This is a genomic window from Streptomyces erythrochromogenes (genome assembly GCF_040684695.1).
GTDB lineage: Bacteria > Actinomycetota > Actinomycetes > Streptomycetales > Streptomycetaceae > Streptomyces > Streptomyces erythrochromogenes_C.
The window spans coordinates 131,427-157,444 of sequence record NZ_JBFBGM010000018.1; the positions used below are offsets into that span (position 1 = coordinate 131,427).

The window sequence follows — 26,018 nt, forward strand, 5'->3', positions numbered from 1 at the left end:
CGGGCGGGCGAGGCACTGCGGGCGGGGCATTGCGGGCGGGCCGGGCGTTGGGGGGCGGCCCGCCTCGGCCTCAGGTCGTCGCCGCCCCTTCCGCCGTGCCCGCGTCGCCGAGGAGCCGGTCCACGAGGAGTTGGGGATAGCCGGTGGCGGGCGGGTCGATGCCGAAGATGGCCCGCAGGTAGAGCGGAGCGACGAGCTGGTCGAGGATCCGGTCCAGGGGCGGGGGGTCCTCGCCGCGGGCGGCGGCGCGCTCGCGGATGCGCTCGATGGCTTCGAGGCGGCGTCCGAGCTGCCGGTCGCGTCCTTCCTGCTCGGTGGCGCCGGCCGGCATCGACAGGGCGACGGCGCGGATGAGGAGCCGGCCTTCGGGGGTGCGGATGGAGGCGACGCCCCCTTCGGCCCAGGCCGTCAGGTCGCCGCGCAGGGTGCCGGTGTCCGCCAGGGGCGAGTCCCGTTCGAGCCGGGTGACGACCACGTCGGCCAGGAGTGCCTCCCGGCTGCCCCAACGCCGGTAGACGCTGGTGTGGTTCACCCCGGCGCGCTGTGCGATCGCGGGGATGGTGAGGTCGCCGGCCCCGGGGTCGGACAGCAGGTCGACGACGGCCTGGTGGACGGCTTCGCGGACCTGTTCGGAGCTCTTGCGGATGCGGGGGGCGGGTGGTTTCGAGGTCACCCCCACATCGTAAGCACAACTATTTGCTTATTGGCGGCCGAGGGGTCTACAGTTCTGCCGTAAGCACAGATTTGTGCTTACGGGGAGCGCCCTCCGGCCTTCCCGGACCGTCCCGTGCCTCATGAGAGAAGGAATCCCCGATGAACCGCACCCGCACCGGAATCGAAGCCGCCCTCAACGACCTGCTGTTCAACCGCGACATCACCCTGGAGGAGGCCGCCGAGCGCCACTTCACCCCCGGATACCGCCAGCGCACGGACGGCGAGTGGGCGGACCGCGCCGAGTTCCTCGACCACATCGGCCACCTGCGCGGCATCGTCGCCGGCGGCACGGTCGAGGTCCACGACGAGCTGTACGACGGCGCCAAGTACGCCGACCGGCACACCTGCCACATCACCAAGAACGACGGCACCACCGTCACCATGGAGGTCTACGTCTTCGCCGAACTCGCCGCCGACGGCCGCTTCCACCGCATCGAGGAGACCACCTTGATGCTCAGCGGCTCCGACGCGGACCGCAACATCGGCAGCGCCCGCTGAACCGGCCCCCTGTTACGCAGCCATGACACTCCAAAGCTTTTGAACACGCTCAACAGTCGCTAGATTCTTGAACATGATCAAAAGTGGGTACGAGGCATGGGTGCGCGAGTTCGAGGCCGAGCGGGAGCGCCGGGCGGCCGTGGGCGATCCCGACTGGTCCAAGGGTGCGCAGCTGCCGGCCGAACTCGTCCGCAGCATCGGCACGTTCCAGGTCGGTGAGGACGGCGACGGCTCCGCGCTGTGCGGCAAGGCCGACCTGGCGGGCGATCCGGTCTACTCCGCGGCGGTCCGGCTCTTCATCGCCGAGGAGCAGAACCACGCGCGGATGCTGAGGCTGCTGCTGGAGGCCGGCGGGGCGGGCACCCTGGACGGGCACTGGAGCGACGCGGCCTTCGTCCGGGTGCGGCGGCTGCTCGGGCTGCGGGTGGAGCTGCTGGTGCTGATGATCGCCGAGGTGGTGGCCCTGGGGTACTACCGGGCCCTGTCCGAGGGGGCCGGCGACCCGCTGGTCCGCGAGGTCGCCGGGCGGATCCTCGCGGACGAGGAGCGGCACGTACCCTTCCACTGCCTGCGCCTGCGGGAGGGCCTCGCCGCGCTGCCCCGGCCCGCCCGGCGGGCGGTGGCGGCCGGATGGCGCGCACTGCTGGCCGGCGCCGCGACGCTGGTCGCGGTGGACCACGGGCCGGCCCTGAGGACCCTCGGGGTGGGCCGCGGCTCCTTCGTCGCGCAGGCCCTGCGTTCCTCCGCGTGGATGGCGCGCGAGATGTCGGCGGGCCCGGTCCCCGCGCCGGCGCGGGCGGGCGCGCGGGTGTGACCGGGCCGTCCGCACCGGCGTGCGGAACACCTCAGGCGGGAGCGGAGCCGGTGGGGGCGTCGTCGGGCGGGAGGTTGGGGACGTCGGCGCGGAAGAGGCTGACCAGCAGCCCGTACGGCTCGCCGCGGGCGGGGTCCGTCGGGTGCGGCTCGTCCACCGTCGCGCGCAGCCGCGCCCGAAGGGCACGCGCCTCGGCACCGGTGAGCCAGAGGTGGCGCAGGACGGTGTGGGAGGCCTGGCCGGGCGGGCTCGGCAGCATCTCGCCGAGGGCTGCGTTGATCAGGAACTCCGGGCCGACCGCCGCGTCCTGGTGGAGCGTGAAGCCCTTGCTGACCAGGGCGAAGTACTGCTCGGTGCCGCCGCGCACCTGGCGGGTCTCGGCCAGGCGGACCAGACCGGCCTCGCGCAGCACGCGTACGTGGTAGCCGATGGTGCCCTTGCTCATCTCCAGCGCCCGGGCGAGCTGGCGCAGGGTGGCGGGGCGCTGGCGCAGGACGTTGACCATGCGGTGGCGCACCGGGTGGCCGAGGGCCTTGAACTGCTGCGGCGAGCGCAGCACGAGGTGGCCGTGCTCGTCGCGGAGCTGCTCGTCCTGCTCGCCCTGGTCGGCGTCGGTCCCCGGCGCGTCTGCGGGCGCGGGCAAGTCTGCGGGTGCGGGTGGCCGGTGTTCTGCCATGCGCCGAAGTGTCCATGGGCGTAAACACTTTTGACAACTCCCCTCCGGCGGCTCCAGAATCCGGCATCACGGAAGTGGCGAGGATTCTCGCCACTTGACCGGCCCCGGAGAGACCGACGAGACCCTGGAGTCCGATGCCCCTCGCCACCGCCCGCGTCACCACCGACCGCCCCGCCCGCTACATCAAGCAGCTCGTCTCGCACATGGGCCACAAGGCCTCCACCGCCCTCTCCCCCGACGGGCGCGGCACGATCACCGTCGCCTCCGGGACCTGCGGGCTCCTGGCCACCCCGGACGGGCTGGAGCTGACCGCCACCGCGGTCGACGCCGAGTCGCTGACCGGGGTCCAGGACGTCGTCACCCGCCACCTGGTGCGCTTCGCCGCCCAGGAGGAGCTCCGCGTGGAGTGGACGGCCCCGATCGACGGGGCCGCACTGGAGCCCACCGAGCCCGTCGTCGGCACGTACCTGCTCGGCCACCACACGCCGGCCGACGAGATCCTCGGGGAACTGGCCGCCGCCACCCGCGAGGCCACCGCCGGTGCCGCGCACATGCAGGTCTCCTCCGACGAGGGCGCGCTGCTGACCATGCTGACCGGGCTGACCGGTGCCCGCTTCGCGGTCGAGGTCGGCGTGTTCACCGGCTACTCGACCCTGTGCATCGCGCGCGGTCTGGCCGCCGGCGGCCGGCTGCTGGCGTGCGACGTCAGCGAGGAGTGGACGGCGATCGGCCGGCCGTACTGGGAGCGTGCGGGCGTCGCCGACCGGATCGACCTGCGCATCGCCCCGGCGCTGGAGACGCTGCGCGCGCTGGGCCCGGAGCCGGTCGTCGACATCGCCTTCATCGATGCCGACAAGGCCGGCTACCCGGCGTACTACGAGGAGATCGTGCGCCGGCTGCGGCCGGGCGGGCTGGTGGTGCTGGACAACGTCTTCCTCGGCGGCCGCGTCCTCGATCCCGCCTACCGGGAGGAGCACCACCTGGCGATGCGCGGCCTGAACGACCTGATCGCCGCCGACGAGCGGGTGGACTCGGTGATGCTCCCGGTGCGCGACGGGGTCACCATCGCCCGCCGCCGCTGACCCGACCCCGAACGCCCCGGGGGGGGCCGGTGCGGTGCGGGGCGGTGCGGGGCGGCGGTGCGGGGGGCCAACATGCCGCTGTCGGCGTAATCGGCGGTTCGGCCTGGGTTCCTGATCACGCTGTGACGGTCGGTCACGCTCGTGTCAGGAGGCGCGTGTGCACAGGTCCCCCCGGTGGGCGGCGCCCCACCCCCCGGCGCCCCGGGGCGTGCGGTGAGCCCGGGGCGTGCGGACGTGGCGCTCGCGGCCGTCGCGGACCACGACGGCTTCGCACCCGCCGTGCCGCCCGACTGGATGAGGTGGCTGCCGTTCGCCTACGTCGCCCTCGTCCTCGCGCTGGAGGCCGGCCTGCACAACGAGTGGGCGGTGAGCTTCTTCCTGATCGCCCTGCCGCCCATCGCCGCGTACGCCCTCGGCCCGGTGGCGGTGGCCGCGTTCACCGTGCTCGCCATCCTCCTGGAAGGCTTCCTCGCGGGGGTCTCCTACCACCTGTGGGAGACCCATCACGTCACCGCCGACATCGCCACCGCCGTCGTCGGCGTCCTCTCGACCGCGCTCGCCGCGCACCGCACCCGCCAGGAGCGCAGTCTCGTCCACGCCAACTCGGTCGCCGAGGCCCTGATGCGGGCCCTGCTGCGGCCGGTGCCGCACCGGGTCGGGCACGTGCTGGCGGCCAGCCTGTACCGGCCGAGCGAGGCCGGGACCATGGTGGGCGGAGACCTCTTCGACATCCGCGCCACCCGGGGCGGGGAGCGCGCCATCATCGGCGACGTGCGCGGCAAGGGGCTCCAGGCGGTCCACACGGTCGCGGCCCTCCTGGGCAGTTTCCGCGAAGCCGCGTACGAGGCGCACGACCTGCCGACGGTGGCCGCCCGGCTGGAGCGGCGCCTGGCCGCGGAGGCGCAGGAGACCCAGGACGAGGAGCTGTTCGCGACCGCGGTGCTCGTCGAGTACGACAGCCTGTCCGACCGGGTGACGGTGACCAACCACGGGCACGTCGAGCCGGTCCTCATCTCCCGCGGCGAGGTACGGGTCCTGAGCGGCCCGCCGGCGCTGCCGCTGGGCCTGGGCGGCCTGGCCGAGACCGGCGCGCCGGCGGTGTGGCACCACCGCTTCGCCCGGGGCGACATCCTGCTGCTGGTCACGGACGGGCTGGTGGAGGCCCGCGACACCGACGGCGACTTCTACCCGCTCGTGAACCGCCTGCGCCACCGCTTCGCGGACCGCCCCGCCCCCGGGCCCGCCGACGTCATCAACTTCCTCAACACCGACCTCCCCCGCCACACCCGCAGCCTCCACGACGATGTCGCGATGCTCGCCATCGCCCCGCACGGCGCCGTCTGACCCCGTCCGCGCCGGGCCGTGCGGCGGGCCGTGCCGGGTGGGGCGGGGTGGGGCGGGGTGGGCATGCGAAAGACGCCCGGCCGGGAGATCCCGGCCGGGCGTCTTTCGTGTGCGGCGGCTGCCCACTGGCGGCTTAGTACCAGTGGTTGGCCTGCCAGAAGTTCCAGGCGCCGACGGGGCTGCCGTAGCGCTCGTTCATGTAGTCCAGGCCCCACTTGATCTGGGTGGCCGGGTTGGTCTTCCAGTCGGCACCCGCGGAGGCCATCTTCGAGGCCGGCAGGGCCTGGACCAGGCCGTACGCGCCGGAGGAGGCGTTCGTGGCGGTGTGGTTCCAGCCGCTCTCGCGGGAAACGATGTTGTTGAAGGCCGCGAACTGCGCCGGGTCCTTGATCATCTGCTGGGCGATCGCCTTGGCGCTCGTCGGGGCCGCCTGGGCGGGAACCGTGGCGAGCATGGAGCCGGCGACGCCGAGGGCGACGACGGTGCCCGCGAGGGCCTTCTTGGAGGCGGCGATGCGGCGGATGACGGAGTTGGACACGGAGATACCTTCCACAGGGGACAAGGGCGGTCGCGGCATGCCTGGGGCATGCGTGAGCCACTCACGCGGTGGAGAGGGGTTCGTCGGCGGCGGGGAGGACCCCGTGCCGCCCGGCGACTCATCCAGTTCTACAGACGCCCCGACCCCCTGGCAACGACCGCCATTACTAGGGGGCTTCGCAGTGGGGGCCCGTCGGCCCTGCCCGGGCCGGGGCGGTGTTCGCGCAGGTGGGAGCCGGATGGGAGGGGCCGTGGCGGGGCCTTCGGTGTCTACTACCGCGCCTCGTGTGTGACGTGAGTCCTATGGGGCGGGTCACCCCGGGGGCGCCCGGATCTCACCGGGCGTCACCGGTCGTACCCCTTTGAGGAGCCGGGACGGATGTCCGTATTGCGGTGGATTCAAAGGAAATGAGCAGTCTGGGGCTGTCTTCCTTGCCCGTGGCCGCGCCGGCCCGTGGCGGGGCTGCTCCTGGGCGCGGCCGGCGGTGTGGGCACCGGGCCGTTGCCGTAGCCGTTGCCGTTGCGCCCGGGGCCGGCGCGTACGGGGCACGGTTCGGTGGGGGCGGGTCAGTGGATGCGGGGCAGGCGGAGGCTGAGCAGGACGGTCAGGGCGATCAGGGCGAGCTGGACCAGCAGGGTCGCCGCGGCCGCCTCCCGCAGGCCGGCCGCCGGGGCCAGGGCGAGGAAGAGGCTGCCGAGGGCGGCGACACCGAGGGCGAGGGCGGACTGCTGGGCGGTGATCATGACGCCGCTGCCGACGCCGGCGCGGTCGGCGGGCACGTCGGAGAGCATCAGCCGCATCAGTACGGGCAGCTGCAGGCCCTGGCCCAGGCCCGCCAGGAACACGCCGGGGGCCAGGGCGGCCGGGCCGAGGTCGGGCCCGCCGTGGTGGAGGGTGGCCAGCAGCAGGGCGATCCCGGCGCCCTGGACGAGACCGCCGGCGGTGACGACGCGGCTGCCGAAGCGGGTGACCAGGCGCGGCCCGGCCAGGGAGGCGCCGAAGAAGGCCAGGGCCATCGGCACCAGGGCCAGGCCCGCCGTCACCGGACCCATGCCCAGGCCCTGCTGGAGGGTGACGGCGACGACGAACATGAAGCCGCTGAAGCCGACCGAGAACGGCAGCAGCAGGAACAGGCCCCGGCGCAGCGAGTCCAGGCGCAGCAGGCTCGGCGGGACCAGCGGGGTGCGGCCGGCCCGGTCGGCGCGGCGTTCGGTGAGGTAGAAGGCGGTGGCGGCGACGGGGAAGAGGGCGAGGGAGAGCCAGGTCCACAGCGGCCAGCCGGCGGCGCGGCCCTCGGTGAGCGGCAGCAGGAGCGAGAGCAGGGCGAGGGCCAGCAGGACGGTGCCGGGGACGTCCACGCCTGCGGGGCGGCCGGCGCGGGTGTCGGGGACGGTGCGCACGGCGAGCAGGAGGGCGAGGAGTACGACGGGGACGTTGACGAGGAAGACGGCGCGCCAGCCGGTTCCGGCGAGGTCGGCGGCGACCAGGAGGCCGCCGAGGATCTGGCCGGTGACCATGGACAGGCCGGCGGTGGCGCCGTAGAGGCTCATGGCGCGGGCCCGGCGGGGGCCGGTGGTGGTGGCCTGGATGGTGGCGAGGACCTGCGGGAGCATCAGGGCGGAGGCCGCGCCCTGGGCGATGCGGGCGGCGACGAGGGTCCAGGCGGTCGGGGCGAGGCCGCAGGCCAGCGAGGTGACGCCGAAGGCGGCCATGCCGGCGAGGAAGAGGCGGCGGCGGCCGAGGCTGTCGCCGACGCGGCCGCCGAGGACGAGGAGTGCGGCGTAGGCGACGCCGTATCCGCCGACGATCAGCTCCAGCAGGGCGGGGCCGGCGGCGAGGTCGTGCTCGATGGAGGGCAGTGCGACGTTGACGATGAAGAAGTCGATCAGCGGCAGGGCGGCGCCGAGCAGGACGGTGAACAGGCCGGGGCCGCTGAGGTGGGCGGCGGCGGGCCCGGCCGCGGTGGCGGTCGGGGCGGCGGGAGTGCGCAGGCGGGTGTCGGTCACCCTTCGACGATCACCCCGGTGGCATGCGGGTACCAGAGTGTCCTTATCCGGGTACCAGGAGTACCTGGCAACGGGATCGGCGGTGCGGCAGGCTGGGGCGCATGACCACCGTGGCACCTTCGGGCGGAAGCGACGTGCGCCGGCACGAGCTGGCGGAGTTCCTGCGCAGCCGGCGGGAGCGGATCACCCCCGAGCGGGTGGGGCTGGTGCGCGGGCCGCGCCGGCGCACTCCGGGGCTGCGCCGTGAGGAGGTCGCGCACCTGTCGTCGGTGGGGGTGACCTGGTACACGTGGCTGGAGCAGGCGCGTGACATCCAGGTGTCGGTGCAGGTGCTGGACGCGGTGGCGCGGGCGCTGCTGCTGGACGTGAGCGAGCGGGCGCACCTGTTCGCGCTGGCCGGGAGCCAGGATCCGGCGGCGCCGGCGGTGTGTCCGAGCGTGACGCCGGCGGTGCGGGCGGTGCTGGATCAGCTGGGTCCGATTCCGGCGTGCGTGCAGAACAGCCGGTACGACATCCTCGCCTACAACCCGACGTACGGGCGGCTGCTGGGGGACATGGACGCCCTGGAGCCGCAGGACCGCAACTGCATGTGGCTGGCGTTCACCGATGCGCAGTGGCGGGCGGCGGTGGTGGATCTGCCTGCGACGCTGCGGCTGATGGCGGCGAAGTTCCGGGCGGCGATGGCCGAGCACCTGACGGAGCCGGCGTGGCAGGCGCTGCTGGCGCGCATGGAGGGGGCGTCGTCGGAGTTCCGGGAGGTGTGGGCGCGGCGCGAGGTGGTGGGGCAGAGCTCGAAGGCGAAGTACCTGCGCAACGCGCACGTGGGCCTGTTGCACGTGGAGCACACCACGCTGTGGCTCGGGCCGGGGACGGGGGCGCGGCTGGTGTCGTACGTGCCGCTGGACGGGCGGACGCGGGAGCGGCTGGAGCGCCTGGAGGAGCTGGCCGGGGCACGGGACGGGGTGCGGGACGGCGCGCGGGGCGGGGTGCGAGCGGGGGCCCGGGGCGGCGCCTGAGGCGGTGTGCCCGGAGGGCGGGGAATCGGATCTCCCCGGGGGCGCTCGTGACCGCCAGGGATGGCCCGGTATCGCCCGGTATCGCTTGGTGCCGCTTCGGGCCGCTTGGGATTTCTTGAGGCGCTTGGGGGCGCTTGGGGGCGTTTGTCGTTTTCGGTCAATCAGGGTGGGTTTTCCGGTCGTCCGCGGGCGGACGGCCCGGGTTCCGGGGCGGGGGCGCCGCAGGCTGGGGGGAGGTGACCGGGACGCACGGGGGGAAGCGGGAGATGACAGTACGTACGAGGGTGCGCGGGGGCTGTGTCGTGGCGGGGGCCGCGGTGCTGGCCGTCGCGGTGGCGTCGGGCCCGGCCGCGGGCGCCGACCAGTGGCGGCCGCGGCCGGGGAGCCTGTACCTCTCCGACCTGCCCACGACCGAGTCGTGGCGGGCCGCGCCGATCGCGCGGGGGTGGGGCGAGTCCTACGGCCCGTGTCTGCAGGGGTGGCCGGAGGGGCGGCCCGAGGTGAACGTGTGGCACCGGGACTTCACCACCGCCGAGACCGCCTTCGCCCAGCAGAAGGTGGTGGTCTTCGCCACCGAGTCCGAGGCGGCCGCGTTCGCGGAGGCGACCCGGCGCGACTACGCCGGCTGCGCGGACCGGCCGCAGCCGCCCGGGGTGAGTGCGACCGGCCACGACCACGGGGTGGTGGACGTGGAGGAGGGCGCCACCCTCCAGGGCATGTACACCTTCGACGCCGGCGCCCGGGAGCGCCCCCACTTCAACTATTTGTGGGGCGTGGGCCGCGACGGGGACACCGTCACGCTGGTCCTGTGGTCGAGCTACTGGGGCGAGCCGCCCGTGACCGCCTGGAAGAAGACGCTGCGGACCGCGGTGAACAAGCTGTACTAGAGGCCTCGCGGGCCGGGCGCGTGCGCGCGGCGGGGGCGGGGTGGCGGCGGTAGGGTGCGGGCCGTGTCCGAGCAGCAGCGTGATCTCGCCGGGTACGGTGCCGGGCCGCCGCGTGCGGCGTGGCCCGGGGGTGCCCGTGTCGCCGTCAGCCTCGTGCTGAACTACGAGGAGGGCGGGGAGCAGAACGTCCTGGAGGGCGACCGCGCCTCGGAGGGGTACCTCCACGAGATCGTGGGCGCACCGCCCGTGACGGGCGGACGCGACCTGAACGTGGAGTCGATGTTCGCCTACGGCTCGCGGGCGGGTTTCTGGCGCGTCCACCGCACGCTGGCGGCGCACGGTGCGCCGCTGACCGTCCACGCCGTGGGGCAGGCCCTGGAGCGCAACCCCGGCGCGGCGCGCGCGATGGGTGCCGCGGGCTGGGAGGTGGCGGGCCACGGCTGGCGCTGGATCGACTACCGAAACGTGCCCGAGGACGTCGAGCGCGCCGACATCGCGCGCACGGCCTCGGTGATCGAGCGGCTCGTCGGGCGCCGGCCGGTGGGCTGGTACACGGGCCGGACCAGCGCGAACACCAGGCGGCTGGTGGCCGGGGAGGGCGGTTTCCTCTACGACAGCGACGACTACTCCGACGACCTGCCGTTCTATGTCGAGGCGGGGGGCCGCCCGCACCTGGTGGTGCCGTACAGCCTCGACGCGAACGACTTCAAGTTCCTGATCGTCCACGGTTTCACGACCGCCGACGACATGCTCGCCTACCTCGTCGACACCTTCGAGACGCTCCGTGCCGAGGGTGCGGACCGGCCGCGGATGATGAGTGTCGGCCTGCACTGCCGGATCATCGGGCGGCCCGGGCGGATCCGGGCGCTCGACGGGTTCCTGGAGCACGTCGCGCGGCGGGGCGGGGCATGGGTCGCCACGCGGGAGGAGATCGCCCGGCACTGGCTGGCCACGCACCCGCCCGCGGACTGAACACCTGCACGGATGCGGTGCGGGTGCGGGTGCGGGTGCGCCTAGGATGCCGGGCGGGCGGGGCCGTAGCGCAGAGGTCGTCGCGCACGGTCTCCAAAATCGTGAGGACGCCGGTTCGAATCCGGCCGGCTCCGTCCGCTCCGTACCGTGACAGCCGGACGGCCCCTGCCGGACCCGGGCGGGTCCGGCAGGGGCCGGTCGGATGCGGCAGGGGCCGGTCAGCTCTGCTGGGGGGCGCCCTGCGGGGCAGGCTTCGGGTCGGCCGGCTTCGGGTCGGCCGGCTTCGGGTCGGCCGGCTTCGGGGCCGGGTTGGGGGCCGGGACGGGCTTGTCGGGCTTGTGCTCGCAGTAGACCTTGCCCTGGTAGAACTTGCAGCCCGGCATGTTCTCCACGTCGCGGACCTTGTCCTTCTTGCCCTTGTGCTTCTGGTTCTTCTTGCCCTTGTTGTGCTTGTCGTTCTTCTTCTCCCACTTCTCGTTCTTGTCCTTGTTCCCGTGACCGCTCTGCGCCTGGGCAGCGGCCGAGGTCGTCGAGGCCGTGGCCGGGGCGGCGAAAGCGCTGGTGGGAACCAGCACGCCCCCTCCGACGATCGCGGCCGAGACGGCGTACAGGGCGAAACGCTGCTTACGGGAGGTGGTGCGGAACATGGGAATGACTCCAGAGGAGAGGCGGGAGGGATGATCGGACCCAGAGAACCTTGGGCGAAATGTCCGTTTCGTTCTCTGGTTAAAAGACTGGCTCCCGGACTTCATGAAGCTGTCCGCCGACTGTCACAGGCGCGTGACAGGCGGCGTGGCGACCGCGGTGGCCCCGTGCGGTGTGGTGGTCAGTCGGCCAGGGGGACGGCGATGTCGCAGGCCGGGTCGGCCGGGCCGATCCCGGACCAGTCGGCGAAGTAGACCTCGCGGGGTGCCGCCCCCGTGGTGCGGCCCTCGCGCTGCGCCCACGCGTGGACCGCGTCGTAGGCGGAGAGGATCTGCGGGTAGGCCGTCTGTGCCTTGGTGAGGCGGGTGTAGGCCTGGGTGTGGGCCGGTTCGGTGCGGGAGGCCGCCGGCAGGCGCCCGGCGCGGGCCGGGTCCACCGGGACGCAGAGCTCCACCGGGCCGTCGCTGTCCTCGTTGACCTCCCCGTGGTAGACGACGAACGGGTCGCCGAAGAACCCTCCGTGCTCCCGTGCCACAGCGGCCAGCCGGCCCAGGGCGGCCGGGATCCAGTCGGGCAGCTCCTCCGGGGTGATGTGCCGCTGTTCCGTGAGGACCAGCTGCTGCGGCACCTCGCGCTCCTGGATCTCGTACATGTCGGTGTTCCCTTCGTCTCCGAGCAGGTGGATACGGAGGTGCGCCGCCAGCTCGCGCTGCGCCGCGTGGCGGCGCTCGACGCCGTCCCAGTACTCGGCCACCAGCCGGGCCGCCTCCGGGGCGGGGGCGGCCAGGACCGCGCCGACGTCGGCCAGCGGCATGTCCAGCCCGCGCAGCCGCACGATGAGCCGGGCGGCGGCGAGCCGGCCCTCCCGGTAGTACCGGTAGCCGGTGACGGCGTCGACGTGGTCGGGCGGCAGCAGGCCGTGGCGGTCGTAGAGCCGCAGGGCCTTGTGCGACAGCCGTGCCCGGCGGGCGAACGCGCCGATGCTGAGCAGTGCTTCTTCCTCCATGGCCACTACGCTCCCCTCTCCCCCAGGGTCAGGGTCAACCGGGCGGGTTCAGCGGTCACCGGGGTTCGGGGGGACGGGGCGCGGCAGGGGCAGGGGCAGGTCGTCGGGGAGGGTGCGCAGGAAGCCGCGGGCGAGGGTGCGGACCTCGTCCCAGGCGGGGTCGGCGGCCAGGGAGTCGGCCCAGGAGGCGGTACGGGCGGTGGCGTCGAGGGCGCCGGTGCGGCGGGCGACGGCCCGGAGGGTGTGCAGGTGCCCGGGGGTGAGGACTCCGCGGTCGGTGAGGCCTTCGGCGATGCTGCGGGCGAACTCGGCCTCTTCGACGGCGCTCTGTACGGTGAGCCGGCGCTCGCCGAGCCAGGCCTGCTGGTCGGGGAGGTCGGCTGCGAGGAGGGCCAGGAACCTGTGGGTCCAGGTCCGCCAGTGTTCGTCGTTGAGGTCCACCGGTGCAGGATCGCATCGCGTCGCGCCCGGCCCGCGCCCGGGACCAGGGTCGGGCCGGGGGGCGGGCCGGGGCGGGTGGTCATCCGGCGGCGACGGGCGTCAGGGCGGTGTGCAGGCGGCGGGCCTGGGTGGCCAGTTGGGAGGTGCCCTTGCGGGTGGCGGCCGGGGCCAGGCCCTCGGGGAGCGGGCCGGTAAACCCGCAGTGCTCCACGCAGTCGGCGGCCACGGCGAGGAGTTCGCCCGCGCCGCGGGCCGGGGTGCCGGCGAGGACGGCGGGCAGGGCTCCGGCCAGGAACGCCCAGGTCGTCGCGTACGCCCCGGTGGCCGCGGCCGTGCGGGCCGCGTCGGCCAGCCGGTTGGGCTTGACGGTGCCCAGGCGCAGCAGTTCGGCGAGTTCGCGGCCGAGGAGGGCGGTGTCGAGTTCGCCGCGTGCGGCCAGGACGAGGAGTGCGTCGACCGCGGCGAGGCGGTCCTCGGTGTGGCGGGCTCCGAGGCCGGTGGCCACGGCGAGGTGCAGTGCGGGGCCGGCGGGGCCGCCCAGTTCGGCGAGCCGGGAGAGGACCTCGCCGGCGCCGCGGTCCTCGTCGATGGCGCATTCGGTCAGGTGGGGCAGCAGCCACACGGCCTGCGTCTCGCGGTCCTGCGGCAGGACCGCGAGGTGGGCGAGTTCCTGGCCGCGCCAGTGCCAGCAGTGCCGTGTGCCGGTGCGGGGGCGGCCGAGGGGGTGGAAGACGGCGGGGAACTCCTTCTGGATGACCGGGTGTTCGGCGAGGTCCAGCACGATGCGGTGGGTGGTCGGCCGTGCGCCGCCCCACCAGTTGCGCGGGCTGCGGTCCTGGTCGGTGACGTGGCGGGTGGGGGGTGCCGGTTCGCCGTCGGTGGTGAGCCAGGCGGCCAGGCGCCGGCCCTCGGGGGTGGCGAGGGCGTCGGCCGCGGCGGCGGCCTGCGGGTCGCGGCGTACGCGCAGCAGGGCCTGGGCGAAGTCGGCGGGGGCGGGGGTGGCGCCCTGGCGGGCGTAGGCGGTCAGGCGGGTGATGAGGTCGTGCGGTTCGAGGGTGCCGCAGTCCCGGGTGGGGGTGGCCAGCAGGAACGGGAGGGGGTCGGTGAGCACGTGCAGGGCGGCTTCCCGGGCCCGGGCGGCGGTGACGCGGTGGAGGCAGTCGTGGATGCAGTCCTGTCCCAGGCCGTGGCCGTTGATGGGGTGCCGGGGCGAGAGGTCGGCGGGGTCGAGGCGGCCCAGGACGGCGGCGGCGAGGATTTCGGTGGCGCGCAGGTGGCCGGGGTCGGCGCGGCCGGCGTCCTCGCGTGCCCAGTAGCGGTCGGCGAGGGCCGGGAGCAGTGCGGTGGCCAGGGCGGTGCGGTCCTGGTGGGCGTGGCGGACCAGGAGGTCGAGGGCGGTCTCGGTCTCCTCGGCGGTCGGTGCGTTGGTCTTGGCGAGGGCGGCGACGAGTTCGACGGTCTCGGCGATGCTCCGGCCGCCGGTGGTGAGGGGGCGGCGGGCGGGTACGGCCGGGAGGGTCTCCTCGTAGGTGTCGGGGTCCGGGCCGCCGGCGGGGTCGGCGAGGGCGCCGAGCAGGTCGGCGGCCGTGCGCCGCAGGGCGGGGCCGAGTTGTTCGGCGCCCTGGGCGAGGTCGGCGCGCAGGGCGTCGTCGTCGGGGCGCAGGTGGGTGGCGAGGAGTTTGAGGGCCTTCTCCTGCAGGGCGGTGTCGGGGTGGCCGAAGGCTGCGGCGGTGGCGGGCAGCAGGGTGTGGCGGTCGGCGGGGGCGCGGCGCAGGGCCTTGCCGAGCAGGACGAGCTGGGCGCGGAGGAGTTTCTTCTCGGGGCGGAAGAGGACGGCGGTGGACATCTCGGCGAGGCGGTCGGCGGGGAGCCGGCCGGCTTCGAAGAGTGCGGTGAGGGTCTGCTGGGCGCGGCCGGCGGTGGGTGAGGGGGCGTCGGCGGCCAGGGCGATCCAGTCCGCGGTGTGCTCGGCGCGTTCGTCGGTGGTGGGGTCGAGGACGTCGAGGAGGTCGGTGTAGAAGGCGAGGTGGGCGGTGCGGCCGCCGCGCAGCAGGCGGTTTACGGCGCCGGTGAGGAGGGCGCGGCGCTCCACGGTGCCTTCGGTGGCCAGGTGGGCGAGTTCGGCGGGCCAGCGGCCGGGGGTGTGGGGGTCGTCGTACCAGGTGAGGGAGGGGGCGGGTTCGGCGGTCTGGAAGAGGTGGGGGACGAGTTGGGCGGTGTAGGGGTCTTCGCGCAGGGCGACCCGCAGGGGGCGGGGACGGGGGCGGGGGCGGCGTCCGGTGGTGCTGGTGGTGGTGTCGGTGCTGGTGGTGGTCGCCCGGGCCCAGGCGTGGACGAAGCCGTCGGTGGTGGGGGCGGGGGCCCCGGTGTCGTGGAGGAGGGCGCGGATGAGGGGGTAGTCGTCCTCGACGGTGGCGGTGCGGGCGGCGAGGCGGTGGGCGACGTCGGCGCGCCAGGCGGGGTCGCGTCCGGCGAGGAGCGCGGCCAGCGGGGCGGTGTCGCGGGGGCGGCCGTCGCGCAGGTCGCGGGCGGCGATCCAGGAGGCGGCGGCGGCCGGGCCGGTGTGGCAGGCGGCGCCGGCGAGGTGGAGGGCGCGCAGGGTGGGCTCGGCGTCCCAGCGGCGGCTCCAGTCCCAGGTGCGTATCTCGCGCCGCAGGGTGGTCAGTTCGGGCAGGAGGGCGCGGCGTTCGCTGTCGGTGAGGGGGGCGACCAGGGTGGTGACCAGGTCGCAGCGGCCGGTGCGGACGGCGTCGAGGAGGGTGTTCATCGGGTGTCTCCGGCAGCAGCGGTGGTCGAGTCGGCGGTGGTGGCGGTGTGGGCGGGCGCGGTGGCGGTGGCGGTTCGGTCGCGGCGGGCCATGCGGACGGCGAGGGCGTGTTTGCAGGGGCCGCGGCGGCCGCGGTAGTCGGCCCACCACTGGCAGGTGCAGCTCAGGACGCCGCCGGCGGCTTCGCGGACCTGGTAGTGGCGCTCGCCGGAGCGGACGGTCGCGGTGCCCGCCCCGGTGGGGGCGGCGGGGGTGTGGAGGTGGACCGCGCCGTCGGCGAGGAGGGTGCGGGCGGCGGTGAGGCGGGGATTGCGGGCTTCGGCGCGGTGGGCGTCGTAGGGCAGTTCGCGGTGGAAGTAGGAGGCGTCCGCGGCGTCGTAGCCGACGCGGCCGGCGGTGCCGAGCCGGGTGAGTGCGGCGCGCACGCGCTGCGGGGTCAGTCCGCTCTGGGCGGCGAGGTCGGCGATGTCGATGCGCGGCTCCCAGGAGAGCAGTACGGAGACCAGGTCGGCGTCGGCGGCGGTCTCGTCGCCGGCCAAGGCCTCCAGGACGGCGCCTTCGCCGGAGAAGCCGCGGCTGGGCTCCGGGGAGAGGGTGAGGGTCAGGCGCATGCCGGGCATGGCGACCTCCCAGGCGGCGGCGGTGGGGGCACCGGCCGGACCGGCGGGCCCGTACACGCGCAGGGCGGTGGCGTGGCGCAGCACCCGCTGCAGGGCGGCCAGGCGTTCGGGGCCGGGCAGGCAGACGGCGCCGGGGACGGGGCGGGTGGTGGGGCGCAGGGTGCGGCCGGCGGGGACCACCCACAGGGGTGCCCGGCCGCCCGGTCCGGCGGCGGAGCCGGTGGCGTTGGCGCGCGGGAGGGAGCGCAGGAAGCGTACGGCCTCGGCGGCGGACAGTTCGGCGCGCAGGTCGAAGGCGGCGGTGATCGCCTGGGATTCGGCGAAGCCGCGCAGCCAGCGGTCGGGCAGCGGGACCTTCTTCTCCACCAGGGGTCCGTCCAGGGTGGTGACGGCCAGTTCGTCGGGGCCGACCCGCAGGTGGAGGGGTTCGTCGCCGCTGAGCCGGGACAGGGCTTCGCGCAGCGGGTGGTTGACGTCGACGTTGGTGGTGCCGTGGCCGGTGTCGGCGCCGTCGAGTCCTTCGGGGAGTACGTCGAGCCGGGCGTAGACCCCGCAGCAGCCGGAGAAGGACTCGAAGCGCAGCCGGTCGCCGCCGGCGGTGACGACCGGGTCGAGGGAGGCGCGCAGGGTGCGCTGGTAGTAGCGGGCGGCGGCGACGTCCGCGACGGCGAGCAGGCCGCGGGCGGCGGCCTGGGGCGAGCTCAGGAACCCGGCGAAGAACTGCGGGTGGGCCTCGCGGCCCACCGGGGTCAGCCCGCCGGAGGTCTCCAGTCCGAGGAGGCCGGCGCCGCCTTCGGTGGTGAGGGCGGACGGGCGTGCGTAGGCGAGTGCCTGGAGGGATCGGCTCATGGGCGCAAACGTAGGGGCGACCACCGACAATGCTGATGGATCATCAGTTCGCAGGTGGGACAATGGCCGTCATGACGTCCACTCCCCCGGCGCCGGCGGTTCCGTTCTCGCGCATCAAGATCCGCACGGCGGCCCTGGTGTTCTGCGGGGACGAGGTCGCGCTCATCCGCCGCGACCGTGCCGGCTCCGTCCACTACAGCCCGCCGGGCGGGAACGTCGAGGACGGCGAGGACCTCGCCTGCGCCCTGCGCCGGGAGCTCGCCGAGGAACTCGGCCTGGACGTCGGCCTCGCGGAGGGCGGGGACCTGCTGTGGGTCGTCGACCAGCGCGTCACCCGCCCCGGGCCGACCCCGCCCCCGCGCAAGCTGCACCTGATCCACCGCCTGCACATCACCGCAGAGGTGCGCGCCACCCTGGCCGAGCAGGAGTGGGACGAACAGCCCGACGGGAGCCACGCGGTCGGCGTGATCGAGTGGATCGACTACCGCGAGACCGCCGGGCTCCCGCTCTTCCCGCCGATCGGTGCCGCGCTCGCCGCGCTGCCCGACCCCCGCGCGGCGACCGCCGACGCCGCCCTGGCCGCCGTCACCGACGACAACTACACGTGGGTGTGACGGCCGGCGCGGGACGGTGTCGTCAGGAACGGCGTGGTCAGGAGGTGCGGCGCGGGCGCGCGGGACGGTGCGGGCGGCGGCGGGCGGCGGGTGCCTCCGGAGCGGCCTGCGGTGAGGAGAACCCGCCCGCGACGGGCAGGGGCACCGCGGACGGTGCACCGGCGGGCGCGGGGACCGCGGCCGCGGGCGTGCGGGGCGGCGTGCCCTGACGGACCGGGGGCTGGGACCGGCCGAGGATGGCGGTGTGCGCGATGAGCGGCGCGCAGGACTGGCAGATCTCGGCGAGCGTCCAGACCTGTCCCACGGCCGGGTTGTGGACCAGGACCAGGAGGGTGGAGCCGGTGCACTGGGTGCGGGCCTCGTGGAGGGCGCACTGCGCGGCCCGGCAGGCGCACGCGGTGTCGGGCCGTACGGTGGCCAGCCGGGCGTGGGCCCGGACGTGTTCGGCGGCGAACCGCTTCAGGGCCGCGGTGTCTTTCGAACGGGGCGGCATGCGGCAGGCTTCGGTGCTGCAGGTGACGGAGGCGCTGTGATCGGCGTGGCCGGTGAGCCGGACCGTCCAGGTCCGGCCGGGCACGCGGGATCCGGGCATGAGGGTCAAGTCGGGGTCCGATCGTCGTGTTTCAGGTGGGTCGGTCGCGGTCGGTCGCACCGAGCCGGTGCCGATCGCGGCGGGTGAACCCCTGCGGGCTGTCGTCCCGGGCGGCGTCTGCGGGTTGCGGCGCCGGGCAGCGGAGAAACGGACATCGCGCGGCCTCGGACCTGGGGTCTTCGGTCTTTTTCGCACGTGGCCGCGGGCTCTGTCAATGGCGCGTACCCGTCCGGCCGCCCGCCGGACAGGGACACGGGGCGGGAACGGGGGGCGGGCGCGGGGCGCATCCGGGGCGGGCGCGGGGCGCATCCGGGGCGGGTGCTGGGCGGGTGTGGCCGGGGGGGTGCTTGCGGGGTGCGGTCAGTTCGGCCGGCGGGGCGGGCGGGTGAACCGTACGGGGACTCCCGGGGAGTACAGCACGCTCACGGGCGGGCCGGCGGGCGCGGGCAGGCCGGCGGCGGCCACCAGGTTCTCCTCGCAGCCCAGGAGTTCGGCGCGGTGCAGCGGCCAGCGCGGGTGGCTGTTGGGCAGGTACAGCAGCCGGCCGCCGAAGTCGCTGTGCATGCCCCAGCGGGCGGTCAGGAAGTGCTCGAGGGCGGTCGGCTCCTCGATGCGTTCGCCGGCCCGCACGGTGATCGTGCTGTGCGCGCCGCGCGGTCCGGGCCAGCGCCGGCTGCTGGTGTAGGTGAGGGTGGGGCCGTCGCGGCGGACCGACATGCGTGACCACACGTACGGGAGGCGGAACACGGTACGGGCGGCGAGGACCGGGAGGAGGCGGGAGGCGTCGAGGGAGCGGAAGACGACGCCGCGGCGGCCGTGGGTGTCGCGGGAGTAGAGGCGGACGTTGGTCTCGGGGAAGGAACCGAGGTAGGGGATGCCGGGGAGGCGGAACCAGCCGACGCGGTGCATGCGGAACGCGACGAGGCCGACGTAGGTGAGGCCGTCCAGGGTGTCCGGCGTGGTGCCGGCCGGGAGCAGGGGTGCGACGTCGGCGGGGTCGGCGGGCCAGTGCAGGAAGGCCAGGTCGAGCCAGGACTGGGTGAGCAGGGGCCTGCGCACTTCGGCGTGGCGGGGCGGATCGGCCGATATCGGCTCGACGGCCCCGGCAGGCCCGAGGGGTCCGGGGGGTCCGGGGGGCTGTTCTGCGGACTCGGGGGGCTCGGCGGGCGGCGTGGGCGGCATCGCGTCAGTATCCCGCAGGGTGTTGGGCAGCGGTGGCGGGCGGGCCGGCGGCGGTGACGGTGGCCGGGCCCGGCCGTGCCTGTGCCGCGGCCCCACGGCACGGCGGTGCCGCAGTTCGTACGCATCCGGGCCTCGGCGGGGCGCAGGCCCTGTCGGGGCGTTCGGGGTGTTCGGGGTGTTCGGGGACGTCACCGCCGGCCCGGCCGCTGCGGGCCGTTCTCTCGGTGACGCCGTCGATCCGGTCGGGGTCGTGTGCGAACGGTTCGCGGTGAGCGCCTCGGCCGGGTCGGGGATGCGGATGCCCGCCTCGGGCCGGCGTACGGCGCTCGGCGGTGTCGTCGGGGCGGGGTTCGCCTTCCGTTCCCATCCGGAGCAGGACGGTGGAGGCGAAGGTCCCGGGGCCGGTGGCCTGTGGCCTGGCGCCCGAGGCCACGGGCGGCCCGGGCGGGGCTGCTGAGGGCGGTGGCCGCCGTCGCGGCCGGCGTCGGGCCCACCGGGGCTACCCGTGCGGCCGTAGCGGTCGTGCGCAACCTCATGCCGTGCTCCTCGGCGGTCCGGGTGCTCGCCGCAGCGGGTGCGGCATTCCCCGGGAACCGGCGGGCTCCGCCCGCCGGACAGGTCCTCGGACAGCCCGGTCGGGGGCTGGGCGCGGGCCCGGACCTCACCTCCTGGATGTAAGGCTGAATCAACTCCTGCCGGGACGACGGGCGCGGGGCGGACGGCTACGTTGGCGGCCGTTCGCGACGCCCATCACCCTCACGGAGGTGCGCCAAGCATGCAGACCCGTTCCGCCGTCGCCCCGCGCGGGCGCGTGGTGGGGGCGACTGCCCTCGTCCTGACCGCGGTCACCGCACTGACGGGCACCGCGTCCGGGAGCTCCGTCACCGCGCTGCCCGCGGCCGCAATATCCGCGACCGGGATGTCCACCGGGGTGTCCGGGGCCGGAGCTGCCGGTCCGCCCGTGCCCGTCCTGTCCTGGGGTCCCTGCACCGGCCCGCAGGACGGCTTCGAGTGCGCGACCGCCCGCGTACCGCTGGACCACCGCCGGCCGGACGGGCCCACGATCGCCCTCGCCGTCACCCGGCGGCCCGCGGCCGACCCGGCCCGCCGCACCGGTGTGCTGCTGCTGCACCCGGGCGGGCCGGGCAACTCCGGTGTGGACTTCGCCCGCAACAGCCACGCCGCCCTGCCCGCCGCCCTGCGCGACTCCTTCGACGTCGTCGGGTACGACATGCGGGGTGTGGCGCGCAGCGCCCGGGTGGAGTGCTGGGACGACGAGGAGTACGCGGCCGCCGTCGACGCCGCCCGCGGGGTGCCCGGCCCGGGGGCCGTGCACGGCGCCGTCCGGCAGGGCGCCGACTTCGAAGCCGCCTGCCGTCGGCGTTCCGGCGGCCTGGTGCCGTTCGTCGGTACCGGCTTCAACGCCCGGGACATCGACCTGCTGCGCCGGGCGCTGGGCGAGGAGACGCTGTCCTTCTACGGCCGTTCCTTCGGCAGTTACGTCGGCACCGTCTACGCGGCGCAGTTCCCGCGGCGGGTGCGGGCGATGGTCCTGGACGGGGCCTACGACCCGCGGCTGTACGCGGAGGTGCCCTACGCCTACGACGGCGCGCAGTTCACCGCCCTGGACGCGGCGGTCGGCCGGTTCCTGGACTGGTGTGCGGGCAACGCGGCCGTCTGCGGGTTCGGCGAGGGCCGGCCGCGGCAGGCCTTCGCCGACCTCAAGCGGGCACTGGACGCGAACCCGGTCGTCAGTGCGAGCGGGCGTCCGGCCACCGGCTACACCCTGGCCTACCGTCTGATGTTCAACATCAACGCGGGCCGGGAGATCTGGCCCTACCTGGGCGAGGCGCTGCGGGCGGCACAGGAGCGGCGGGCCTCGTTCCTGCTGTCCCCGCCGTCGCCGGCGTCCTTCGGTTTCCTGACGGTGAACACGGCCGTCGAGTGCGCCGACCGCGTCTACCCGACCGGCCGCCCGCTCCTGGGCGCGCTGGTCGGCGCGCACGCCGCGTCGGCTCCGCTGCTGGGACCCCCGGTCGGTCTCGGGCCTCCCGCCTACGACCACAACCACGCGCCGGCGTGCGTGCAGTGGCAGGCGGACCGGCCGAGCCGTTACGTGGGCTCCTACCGGGCGGCGGGCTCGGCTCCGATCCTGGTCCTGGGGACGACCGGGGACCCCGACACCCCCTACCGGGACGCCGTGGCCCTCGCCGGGACGCTGGAGAACGGGCGGCTGCTGACCTTCGCCGCCGAGGGGCACACCGCCTACAACCGCAGCGCGTGCGTCAGCGCCCTGGCCACCGGCTACCTCACCACTCTGGCGCTGCCCGCACGGGGCACCGTCTGCGCGGACGAAGCACCCCCGGAACCGGTCGGGCGGCGCATCGCGGGCCCGGCGGTCGACGAGACACGCGATGTGATCCCGGTACTGCGCTGAGCAGCGGGGATGGGGGGCTGGGCGGGGTACGGTCCCCGTCGCAGCCATGAGGGCCAGGACCGCACCCCGCACCGGTCACCTACCCGGCCCCGCCCGGCCGACACCCGGCGGCACGAGCCCGCGCCGGACATACGGCGGCACCTCGCAGAGGTTGCCTCTGCGAGGTGCCGCACTCGACCGCCGGCTGCTGGCTGGCTGCTGATTGCCGATCAGCCCTGGGTTCCGCCCTGGGTGCTGCCGGTGCCACCACCCTGCGTACCGCCCTGGGTGTTACCGGTACCGCCACCCTGGGTCCCGCCCTGGGTGTTACCGGTACCGCCACCCTGCGTACCGCCCTGGGTGTTACCGGTGCCACCACCCTGCGTACCGCCCTGGGTGTTACCGGTGCCACCACCCTGCGTACCGCCCTGGGTGTTACCGGTACCACCACCCTGGGTCCCACCCTGGGTGTTACCGGTACCACCACCCTGCGTACCGCCCTGGGTGTTACCCGTGCCACCACCCTGCGTACCGCCCTGGGTGTTACCCGTGCCACCACCCTGCGTACCGCCCTGGGTGTTACCCGTACCGCCACCCTGCGTACCGCCCTGGGTGTTACCCGTACCGCCACCCTGCGTACCACCCTGGGTGTTACCCGTACCGCCACCCTGCGTACCACCCTGGGTGTTGCCGTTGCCGGCGCCCTGGGTGCCGCCCTGGGTGTTGCCGTTGCCGACCTGGGTGCCGCCGATGGTGTTGTTCGAGCCGCCGATGATCGTGTTGTTGACGATGTTCGTCACGTTGTTCGTCACCTGGTTGACCACGGAGGGTGCCAGTCCGAGCTTCTTCGCTTCCGAAGCCGCTGCCTTTCGACCGATGGCGGCTGCCTGCGACTTGGAAGCTCCGCTGCGGGCCGCCTGCTGGGCCGCTGCCGCGCCTCGTGCCGTTGCGGTGGCCGCGTCGGCCTTCGTGGAGACCGATGCGGGGCCGGTCGGCGTGCACCGGACGGTGCCCACGGAGACCGGACCGCCTCCGGTGATGCCGACCCGGATGTCGCCCTTGGGGCTGGCAGCGACGCGGGCGATGGTCTTCCCGTTGCGCTTGACGTCGTAGGTCTGCTTGAGGACGAAGCCGTTGCCGCGGATCTCCCCGTTCTTCAGGCTGCACACCGCCGCAGGAGCTGCGGTCGGAAGTGCGGAAGCCTGGGAAGCGAATGCCACTCCCGCCGTTCCGGCGAGTATCGCGGTGACACAGGACAGACCGGCAATGTTGGCGACGCGCTTCTTCCTCGACATTTAAATCTCCCTTGAATGGTCGACCCGGATTTCTGAGTTTCTCCGCGAGCCGGGGATTCGGCTTGTCTGGTGTCTCAGTTCCGTCTGATGGCCGAGCGGTTTATCTGTCTCCAGATTGCCGTTTCCAGGCGCGGGGAGAAAGCGACGGAGATTCGGGACTTGACAGATTCGGATTCGGATGGGCTGCCGCATAGTGCCTGGTGGCGGCGGGTTTTCACTGCCCGGGGTGGGGTCCGGACGGCACGGCACGGCCTTCGGCCGTTGCCGCCCCGACGTGGTCGGGGCGGCAACGGCCGAAGGGGACGGCATCGCCTCGCAGGGGGAGCCCCTGCGAGGCGATGCGGTTTTCAGATGGCCTGGTCAGCCCTGGGTTCCGCCCTGGGTGTTCCCGGAGCCGCCGCCCTGGGTTCCACCCTGGGTGTTGCCGTTGCCGCCACCCTGCGTACCGCCCTGGGTGTTCCCGTTACCGCCACCCTGGGTTCCACCCTGGGTGTTGCCATTGCCGCCACCCTGCGTACCGCCCTGGGTGTTCCCGTTACCGCCACCCTGGGTTCCACCCTGGGTGTTGCCATTGCCGCCACCCTGGGTTCCACCCTGGGTGTTGCCATTGCCGCCACCCTGCGTACCGCCCTGGGTGTTGCCGTTACCGCCACCCTGCGTACCGCCCTGGGTGTTGCCGTTACCGCCACCCTGCGTACCGCCCTGGGTGTTGCCATTGCCACCACCCTGGGTTCCACCCTGGGTGTTGCCGTTACCGCCACCCTGCGTACCGCCCTGGGTGTTGCCGTTACCGCCACCCTGCGTACCGCCCTGGGTGTTCCCGTTGCCACCACCCTGCGTACCGCCCTGGGTGTTCCCGTTGCCGCCACCCTGCGTACCGCCCTGGGTGTTGCCGTTACCGCCACCCTGCGTACCGCCCTGGGTGTTGCCATTGCCGCCACCCTGCGTACCGCCCTGGGTGTTCCCGTTACCGCCACCCTGCGTACCGCCCTGGGTGTTGCCATTGCCGCCACCCTGCGTACCGCCCTGGGTGTTGCCGTTGTTGCGCTTCTTCTTCTTGCCGTGGTGGTTGCCGTCGTGCTTCTTGTGGTCGTGCTTGTTGTGGCTGACGACGCTCTCCACCGATGCGGTGGGGGCGGCCATCGCGGAGGACGAGGGGATGAGGATCCCGCCGGCGATCGCGGCGGCCGCGACGGCGGTCGCGAGGCGGAAGCGGCGCTTGGGGCGGGTGGACTCAGACGTCTCGAACTTACGGTTCATGGTTTTTCTCCTGATCGGAAATCGGCCCCTGAGCGGGTTCCGAAGAATCGTGTCCTCCGCGAGGTGGGAATTGTTCCCGTCGCGTTTGCGGCCTCGTTTCCTTTTCGGTGGGGCCGCAGATCCAGTAGGCCCTTTCTGCGCGATACCGGTCACGTTCCGGGAATTCGGGGCTTGACGTTTTCGCGGGTGCGGGTTATCCGGCGGCGAGGGCGTGGGCCGGTCCGTCCGCGGTGGCGTGAAAACGATCATCGGGGCGGGTGGCGGGGCGCGTGATCCCTATGCTGACGGGATGCTCGACATACCTCTTTCAGCGCTGGAAGTCGCGATGGTGCAGACGGGCACCCGCGCCGTGGACACCCTGCGGGACACCGCGGCATTCGCCCGGGGAGTGGAGCGGCTGGGCTACCGCCGTCTCTGGTACGCGGAGCATCACCACTCCCCCGCGATCGGCGCGTTCCCGCCGGTCGTGCTGACGGCGCACGCGGCTGCCTCGACGTCGGTGATCCGTCTCGGTTCGGGCGGGGTGCTGGCCCCCAACCATGCGCCGATCACGCTGGCGGAGCAGTTCGGGACGTTGGCCGCTCTGCACGAGGACCGTATCGACCTGGGTATCGGCCGTGGTCCGGGCACGTTCGACGAGGGCATCGCCCGGGCGTTGCGCCGCGGGGCGGGGCCGGCGTCGGACGCGGAGTACCGGCAGGACGTGGCCGCGATCCTGTCGTTCCTGGTGGAGGAGGTCGCGCTCGGGCCGCTGCCGGAGCCGTGGCTGTTGGCCTCCAGTGCCGCGGGGGCTGCTCTCGCGGCGGCCCTCGGTCTGCCGGTCGCGATCGCGCACCACATCCGTCCGGACAACACCCTTGCGGCAGTGGCGGGTTACCGGGCGGCGTTCACCCCGTCCCGCTGGTGCGAGCGGCCCCGGGTGCTGCTGTGCGTGGAGACGGTGTGCGCGCCGACGCAGGAGGAGGCCGTGTGGCGGGCGGGTCCGATGAACGTCGTCAAGGCCGGGCTGCTGCAGGGGCTGAGCCAGACGCCGTTCCCGACGCCCGCGCAGGCGGCCGCCCACCCCTTCACGGAGCAGGAGCGGCAGGCGCTGGACGGTTTCCGTGCGCAGCAGGCGGTCGGGGCGCCCGAGACGGTGGTGGGGCGGCTCGCGCAACTGGCCGGCGAGGCGGGGGCGGATGAGCTGATGCTGGCCACGCCCGTCTACGACCTGGGTGACCGGATCGCTTCGTACGAACTGGTCAGGAAGTACTGGGGGGCGTAGGCGCGGGCCGCGCGGGGGTCCCGTACGCCGGGGTCGTTGTGCGCGGGTGTGTGCGACAGGGGTGTCGGGGGTGGCTGTTACAGGGGCTTGAACCCGTTCGGCGCAGTGGTGCGGGTGGTGGGCCGGGGCGGGGTGCGGTGGTGGGGAGGGCGGCTGCGCAGGCGTGCCACGGGGTGGTGGTGAACTGCGGTGTCCGGGGCGTCAATCCGGGTTTGACGGTTGTCCGCTACAAGGGAGGGTTACGGACATATCCGGATTGGGAAACAGGGGGTGGGTGGGGCGGTGTCCGGGGGTCGGCGGGGGTCAGAGTGTGGCTCCTCGGCCAGACGCCGGGATCCGTTTCGAGCCAGACCGGCACGCATCCGTACCCGTACGCATGGGGGTGACGGGTGGGCATGTCACCGGTCGGGGCCGCCTGTTGACGACGAAGGGGTTCATCCTCCATGTCCGTTTCCCTCGCCACCCGCCGCGCTCTCGCCACCCTCCTGGCCGCCGGCACCCTCATCGGTGCCGCCACCCT

At 74.1% G+C, this 26,018-nt stretch carries 23 protein-coding genes and 1 tRNA gene; 11 read left to right on the forward strand and 13 right to left on the reverse strand.

Features of this window, described 5'->3' with window-relative positions; genetic code table 11:
• Nucleotides 1–70: 70 nt before the first annotated feature.
• Complete coding sequence (locus tag AB0O53_RS25215; RefSeq protein ID WP_365198398.1) at nt 71–673, reverse strand: TetR/AcrR family transcriptional regulator; 603 nt, start codon at nt 671–673, stop codon at nt 71–73.
• Nucleotides 674–813: 140 nt separating this feature from the next.
• Between AB0O53_RS25215 and AB0O53_RS25220 the strand changes: the two genes are divergently transcribed.
• Nucleotides 814–1,212, forward strand: a complete 399-nt coding sequence (locus AB0O53_RS25220; protein ID WP_350999571.1) for a nuclear transport factor 2 family protein — start codon at nt 814–816, stop codon at nt 1,210–1,212.
• 73 nt (nt 1,213–1,285) lie between these two features.
• Entirely contained in the window at nt 1,286–2,026 is a 741-nt protein-coding gene (locus tag AB0O53_RS25225) for a ferritin-like domain-containing protein (RefSeq protein ID WP_350999573.1), read from the forward strand.
• Between the two features lie 31 nt (nt 2,027–2,057).
• Here the strand turns inward: AB0O53_RS25225 and AB0O53_RS25230 are convergent, their stop codons facing one another.
• Complete coding sequence (locus tag AB0O53_RS25230) at nt 2,058–2,702, reverse strand: ArsR/SmtB family transcription factor (protein ID WP_365198401.1); 645 nt, start codon at nt 2,700–2,702, stop codon at nt 2,058–2,060.
• A 134-nt stretch (nt 2,703–2,836) separates the two neighbouring features.
• Between AB0O53_RS25230 and AB0O53_RS25240 the strand changes: the two genes are divergently transcribed.
• Both AB0O53_RS25240 and AB0O53_RS25245 read left to right on the forward strand, forming a co-directional pair.
• On the forward strand, nt 2,837–3,784 hold the full coding sequence (locus tag AB0O53_RS25240) for a DUF2218 domain-containing protein (protein ID WP_403139435.1): 948 nt from the start codon (nt 2,837–2,839) through the stop codon (nt 3,782–3,784).
• A gap of 213 nt (nt 3,785–3,997) precedes the next feature.
• Complete coding sequence (locus AB0O53_RS25245) at nt 3,998–5,128, forward strand: PP2C family protein-serine/threonine phosphatase (protein WP_365198404.1); 1,131 nt, start codon at nt 3,998–4,000, stop codon at nt 5,126–5,128.
• Between the two features lie 133 nt (nt 5,129–5,261).
• Here the strand turns inward: AB0O53_RS25245 and AB0O53_RS25250 are convergent, their stop codons facing one another.
• Nucleotides 5,262–5,666, reverse strand: a complete 405-nt coding sequence (locus AB0O53_RS25250) for an aggregation-promoting factor C-terminal-like domain-containing protein (protein WP_350999581.1) — start codon at nt 5,664–5,666, stop codon at nt 5,262–5,264.
• 566 nt (nt 5,667–6,232) lie between these two features.
• Entirely contained in the window at nt 6,233–7,657 is a 1,425-nt protein-coding gene (locus tag AB0O53_RS25255) for an MFS transporter (RefSeq protein WP_434094466.1), read from the reverse strand.
• 116 nt (nt 7,658–7,773) lie between these two features.
• On the opposite strand from AB0O53_RS25255, the gene AB0O53_RS25260 reads away from it, so the two are divergent.
• The 4 genes from AB0O53_RS25260 to AB0O53_RS25275 all read left to right on the forward strand — a co-directional run bounded on the left by AB0O53_RS25260 (nt 7,774) and on the right by AB0O53_RS25275 (nt 10,681).
• Complete coding sequence (locus AB0O53_RS25260; protein WP_365198407.1) at nt 7,774–8,688, forward strand: helix-turn-helix transcriptional regulator; 915 nt, start codon at nt 7,774–7,776, stop codon at nt 8,686–8,688.
• Between the two features lie 266 nt (nt 8,689–8,954).
• Entirely contained in the window at nt 8,955–9,575 is a 621-nt protein-coding gene (locus tag AB0O53_RS25265; protein ID WP_350999587.1) for a hypothetical protein, read from the forward strand.
• A gap of 63 nt (nt 9,576–9,638) precedes the next feature.
• Nucleotides 9,639–10,547, forward strand: coding sequence for an allantoinase PuuE (gene puuE / locus AB0O53_RS25270; protein WP_350999590.1), 909 nt, complete (start codon nt 9,639–9,641; stop codon nt 10,545–10,547).
• Nucleotides 10,548–10,606: 59 nt separating this feature from the next.
• Nucleotides 10,607–10,681: transfer RNA gene (locus tag AB0O53_RS25275), tRNA-Trp, on the forward strand.
• An 84-nt stretch (nt 10,682–10,765) separates the two neighbouring features.
• On the opposite strand, the gene AB0O53_RS25280 is transcribed toward AB0O53_RS25275, so the two are convergent.
• From AB0O53_RS25280 to AB0O53_RS25300, 5 genes are all read right to left on the reverse strand, one after another.
• Complete coding sequence (locus AB0O53_RS25280; protein ID WP_365198414.1) at nt 10,766–11,194, reverse strand: hypothetical protein; 429 nt, start codon at nt 11,192–11,194, stop codon at nt 10,766–10,768.
• Nucleotides 11,195–11,373: 179 nt separating this feature from the next.
• On the reverse strand, nt 11,374–12,198 hold the full coding sequence (locus AB0O53_RS25285) for a MerR family transcriptional regulator (RefSeq protein WP_350999596.1): 825 nt from the start codon (nt 12,196–12,198) through the stop codon (nt 11,374–11,376).
• Between the two features lie 48 nt (nt 12,199–12,246).
• Nucleotides 12,247–12,639 (reverse strand): hypothetical protein, encoded by a 393-nt coding sequence (locus AB0O53_RS25290; protein WP_365198417.1) that lies wholly within the window; start codon nt 12,637–12,639, stop codon nt 12,247–12,249.
• A 79-nt stretch (nt 12,640–12,718) separates the two neighbouring features.
• Nucleotides 12,719–15,406: a DUF6493 family protein gene (locus AB0O53_RS25295; protein ID WP_365198420.1), complete on the reverse strand. Its 2,688-nt coding sequence runs from the start codon at nt 15,404–15,406 to the stop codon at nt 12,719–12,721.
• The gene (locus AB0O53_RS25300) at nt 15,403–16,875 is read right to left on the reverse strand and encodes an SWIM zinc finger family protein (protein ID WP_350999604.1); all 1,473 of its coding nucleotides are present in this window, start codon (nt 16,873–16,875) and stop codon (nt 15,403–15,405) included. The genes AB0O53_RS25295 and AB0O53_RS25300 overlap by 4 nt, the downstream gene beginning before the upstream one ends.
• A 71-nt stretch (nt 16,876–16,946) precedes the next feature.
• Here AB0O53_RS25300 and AB0O53_RS25305 point away from each other — a divergent pair, with 71 nt between their 5' ends.
• Nucleotides 16,947–17,489, forward strand: coding sequence for an NUDIX domain-containing protein (locus AB0O53_RS25305; protein ID WP_365198423.1), 543 nt, complete (start codon nt 16,947–16,949; stop codon nt 17,487–17,489).
• 37 nt (nt 17,490–17,526) lie between these two features.
• Here the strand turns inward: AB0O53_RS25305 and AB0O53_RS25310 are convergent, their stop codons facing one another.
• Entirely contained in the window at nt 17,527–18,081 is a 555-nt protein-coding gene (locus AB0O53_RS25310; protein WP_350999610.1) for a hypothetical protein, read from the reverse strand.
• 360 nt (nt 18,082–18,441) lie between these two features.
• On the reverse strand, nt 18,442–19,263 hold the full coding sequence (locus AB0O53_RS25315; RefSeq protein WP_365198426.1) for a YqjF family protein: 822 nt from the start codon (nt 19,261–19,263) through the stop codon (nt 18,442–18,444).
• Between the two features lie 775 nt (nt 19,264–20,038).
• Between AB0O53_RS25315 and AB0O53_RS25320 the strand changes: the two genes are divergently transcribed.
• Nucleotides 20,039–21,700 (forward strand): alpha/beta fold hydrolase, encoded by a 1,662-nt coding sequence (locus AB0O53_RS25320; protein ID WP_365198428.1) that lies wholly within the window; start codon nt 20,039–20,041, stop codon nt 21,698–21,700.
• Between the two features lie 209 nt (nt 21,701–21,909).
• Here the strand turns inward: AB0O53_RS25320 and AB0O53_RS25325 are convergent, their stop codons facing one another.
• Both AB0O53_RS25325 and AB0O53_RS25330 read right to left on the reverse strand, forming a co-directional pair.
• On the reverse strand, nt 21,910–22,848 hold the full coding sequence (locus AB0O53_RS25325; protein WP_365198431.1) for a hypothetical protein: 939 nt from the start codon (nt 22,846–22,848) through the stop codon (nt 21,910–21,912).
• A 486-nt stretch (nt 22,849–23,334) separates the two neighbouring features.
• Nucleotides 23,335–24,234 carry a hypothetical protein gene (locus AB0O53_RS25330; protein ID WP_365198434.1) on the reverse strand — a complete coding sequence of 300 codons (900 nt, stop codon included), beginning with the start codon at nt 24,232–24,234 and terminating at the stop codon, nt 23,335–23,337.
• 289 nt (nt 24,235–24,523) lie between these two features.
• Here AB0O53_RS25330 and AB0O53_RS25335 point away from each other — a divergent pair, with 289 nt between their 5' ends.
• On the forward strand, nt 24,524–25,498 hold the full coding sequence (locus AB0O53_RS25335) for an MsnO8 family LLM class oxidoreductase (protein ID WP_365198455.1): 975 nt from the start codon (nt 24,524–24,526) through the stop codon (nt 25,496–25,498).
• Nucleotides 25,499–26,018: the final 520 nt, after the last annotated feature.

Coding starts and splice junctions, on each gene's coding strand:
- AB0O53_RS25310 (WP_350999610.1), bottom strand. CDS start 18,081: ATGCCCGGATCCCGCGTGCCCGGCCGGACCTGGACGGTCCGGCTCACC.
- AB0O53_RS25305 (WP_365198423.1), top strand. CDS start 16,947: ATGACGTCCACTCCCCCGGCGCCGGCGGTTCCGTTCTCGCGCATCAAG.
- AB0O53_RS25240 (WP_403139435.1), top strand. CDS start 2,837: ATGCCCCTCGCCACCGCCCGCGTCACCACCGACCGCCCCGCCCGCTAC.
- AB0O53_RS25285 (WP_350999596.1), bottom strand. CDS start 12,198: ATGGAGGAAGAAGCACTGCTCAGCATCGGCGCGTTCGCCCGCCGGGCA.
- AB0O53_RS25335 (WP_365198455.1), top strand. CDS start 24,524: ATGCTCGACATACCTCTTTCAGCGCTGGAAGTCGCGATGGTGCAGACG.
- AB0O53_RS25265 (WP_350999587.1), top strand. CDS start 8,955: ATGACAGTACGTACGAGGGTGCGCGGGGGCTGTGTCGTGGCGGGGGCC.
- AB0O53_RS25300 (WP_350999604.1), bottom strand. CDS start 16,875: ATGAGCCGATCCCTCCAGGCACTCGCCTACGCACGCCCGTCCGCCCTC.
- AB0O53_RS25295 (WP_365198420.1), bottom strand. CDS start 15,406: ATGAACACCCTCCTCGACGCCGTCCGCACCGGCCGCTGCGACCTGGTC.
- AB0O53_RS25280 (WP_365198414.1), bottom strand. CDS start 11,194: ATGTTCCGCACCACCTCCCGTAAGCAGCGTTTCGCCCTGTACGCCGTC.
- AB0O53_RS25260 (WP_365198407.1), top strand. CDS start 7,774: ATGACCACCGTGGCACCTTCGGGCGGAAGCGACGTGCGCCGGCACGAG.
- AB0O53_RS25315 (WP_365198426.1), bottom strand. CDS start 19,263: ATGCCGCCCACGCCGCCCGCCGAGCCCCCCGAGTCCGCAGAACAGCCC.
- AB0O53_RS25220 (WP_350999571.1), top strand. CDS start 814: ATGAACCGCACCCGCACCGGAATCGAAGCCGCCCTCAACGACCTGCTG.
- AB0O53_RS25230 (WP_365198401.1), bottom strand. CDS start 2,702: ATGGCAGAACACCGGCCACCCGCACCCGCAGACTTGCCCGCGCCCGCA.
- AB0O53_RS25320 (WP_365198428.1), top strand. CDS start 20,039: ATGCAGACCCGTTCCGCCGTCGCCCCGCGCGGGCGCGTGGTGGGGGCG.
- AB0O53_RS25330 (WP_365198434.1), bottom strand. CDS start 24,234: ATGAACCGTAAGTTCGAGACGTCTGAGTCCACCCGCCCCAAGCGCCGC.
- AB0O53_RS25225 (WP_350999573.1), top strand. CDS start 1,286: ATGATCAAAAGTGGGTACGAGGCATGGGTGCGCGAGTTCGAGGCCGAG.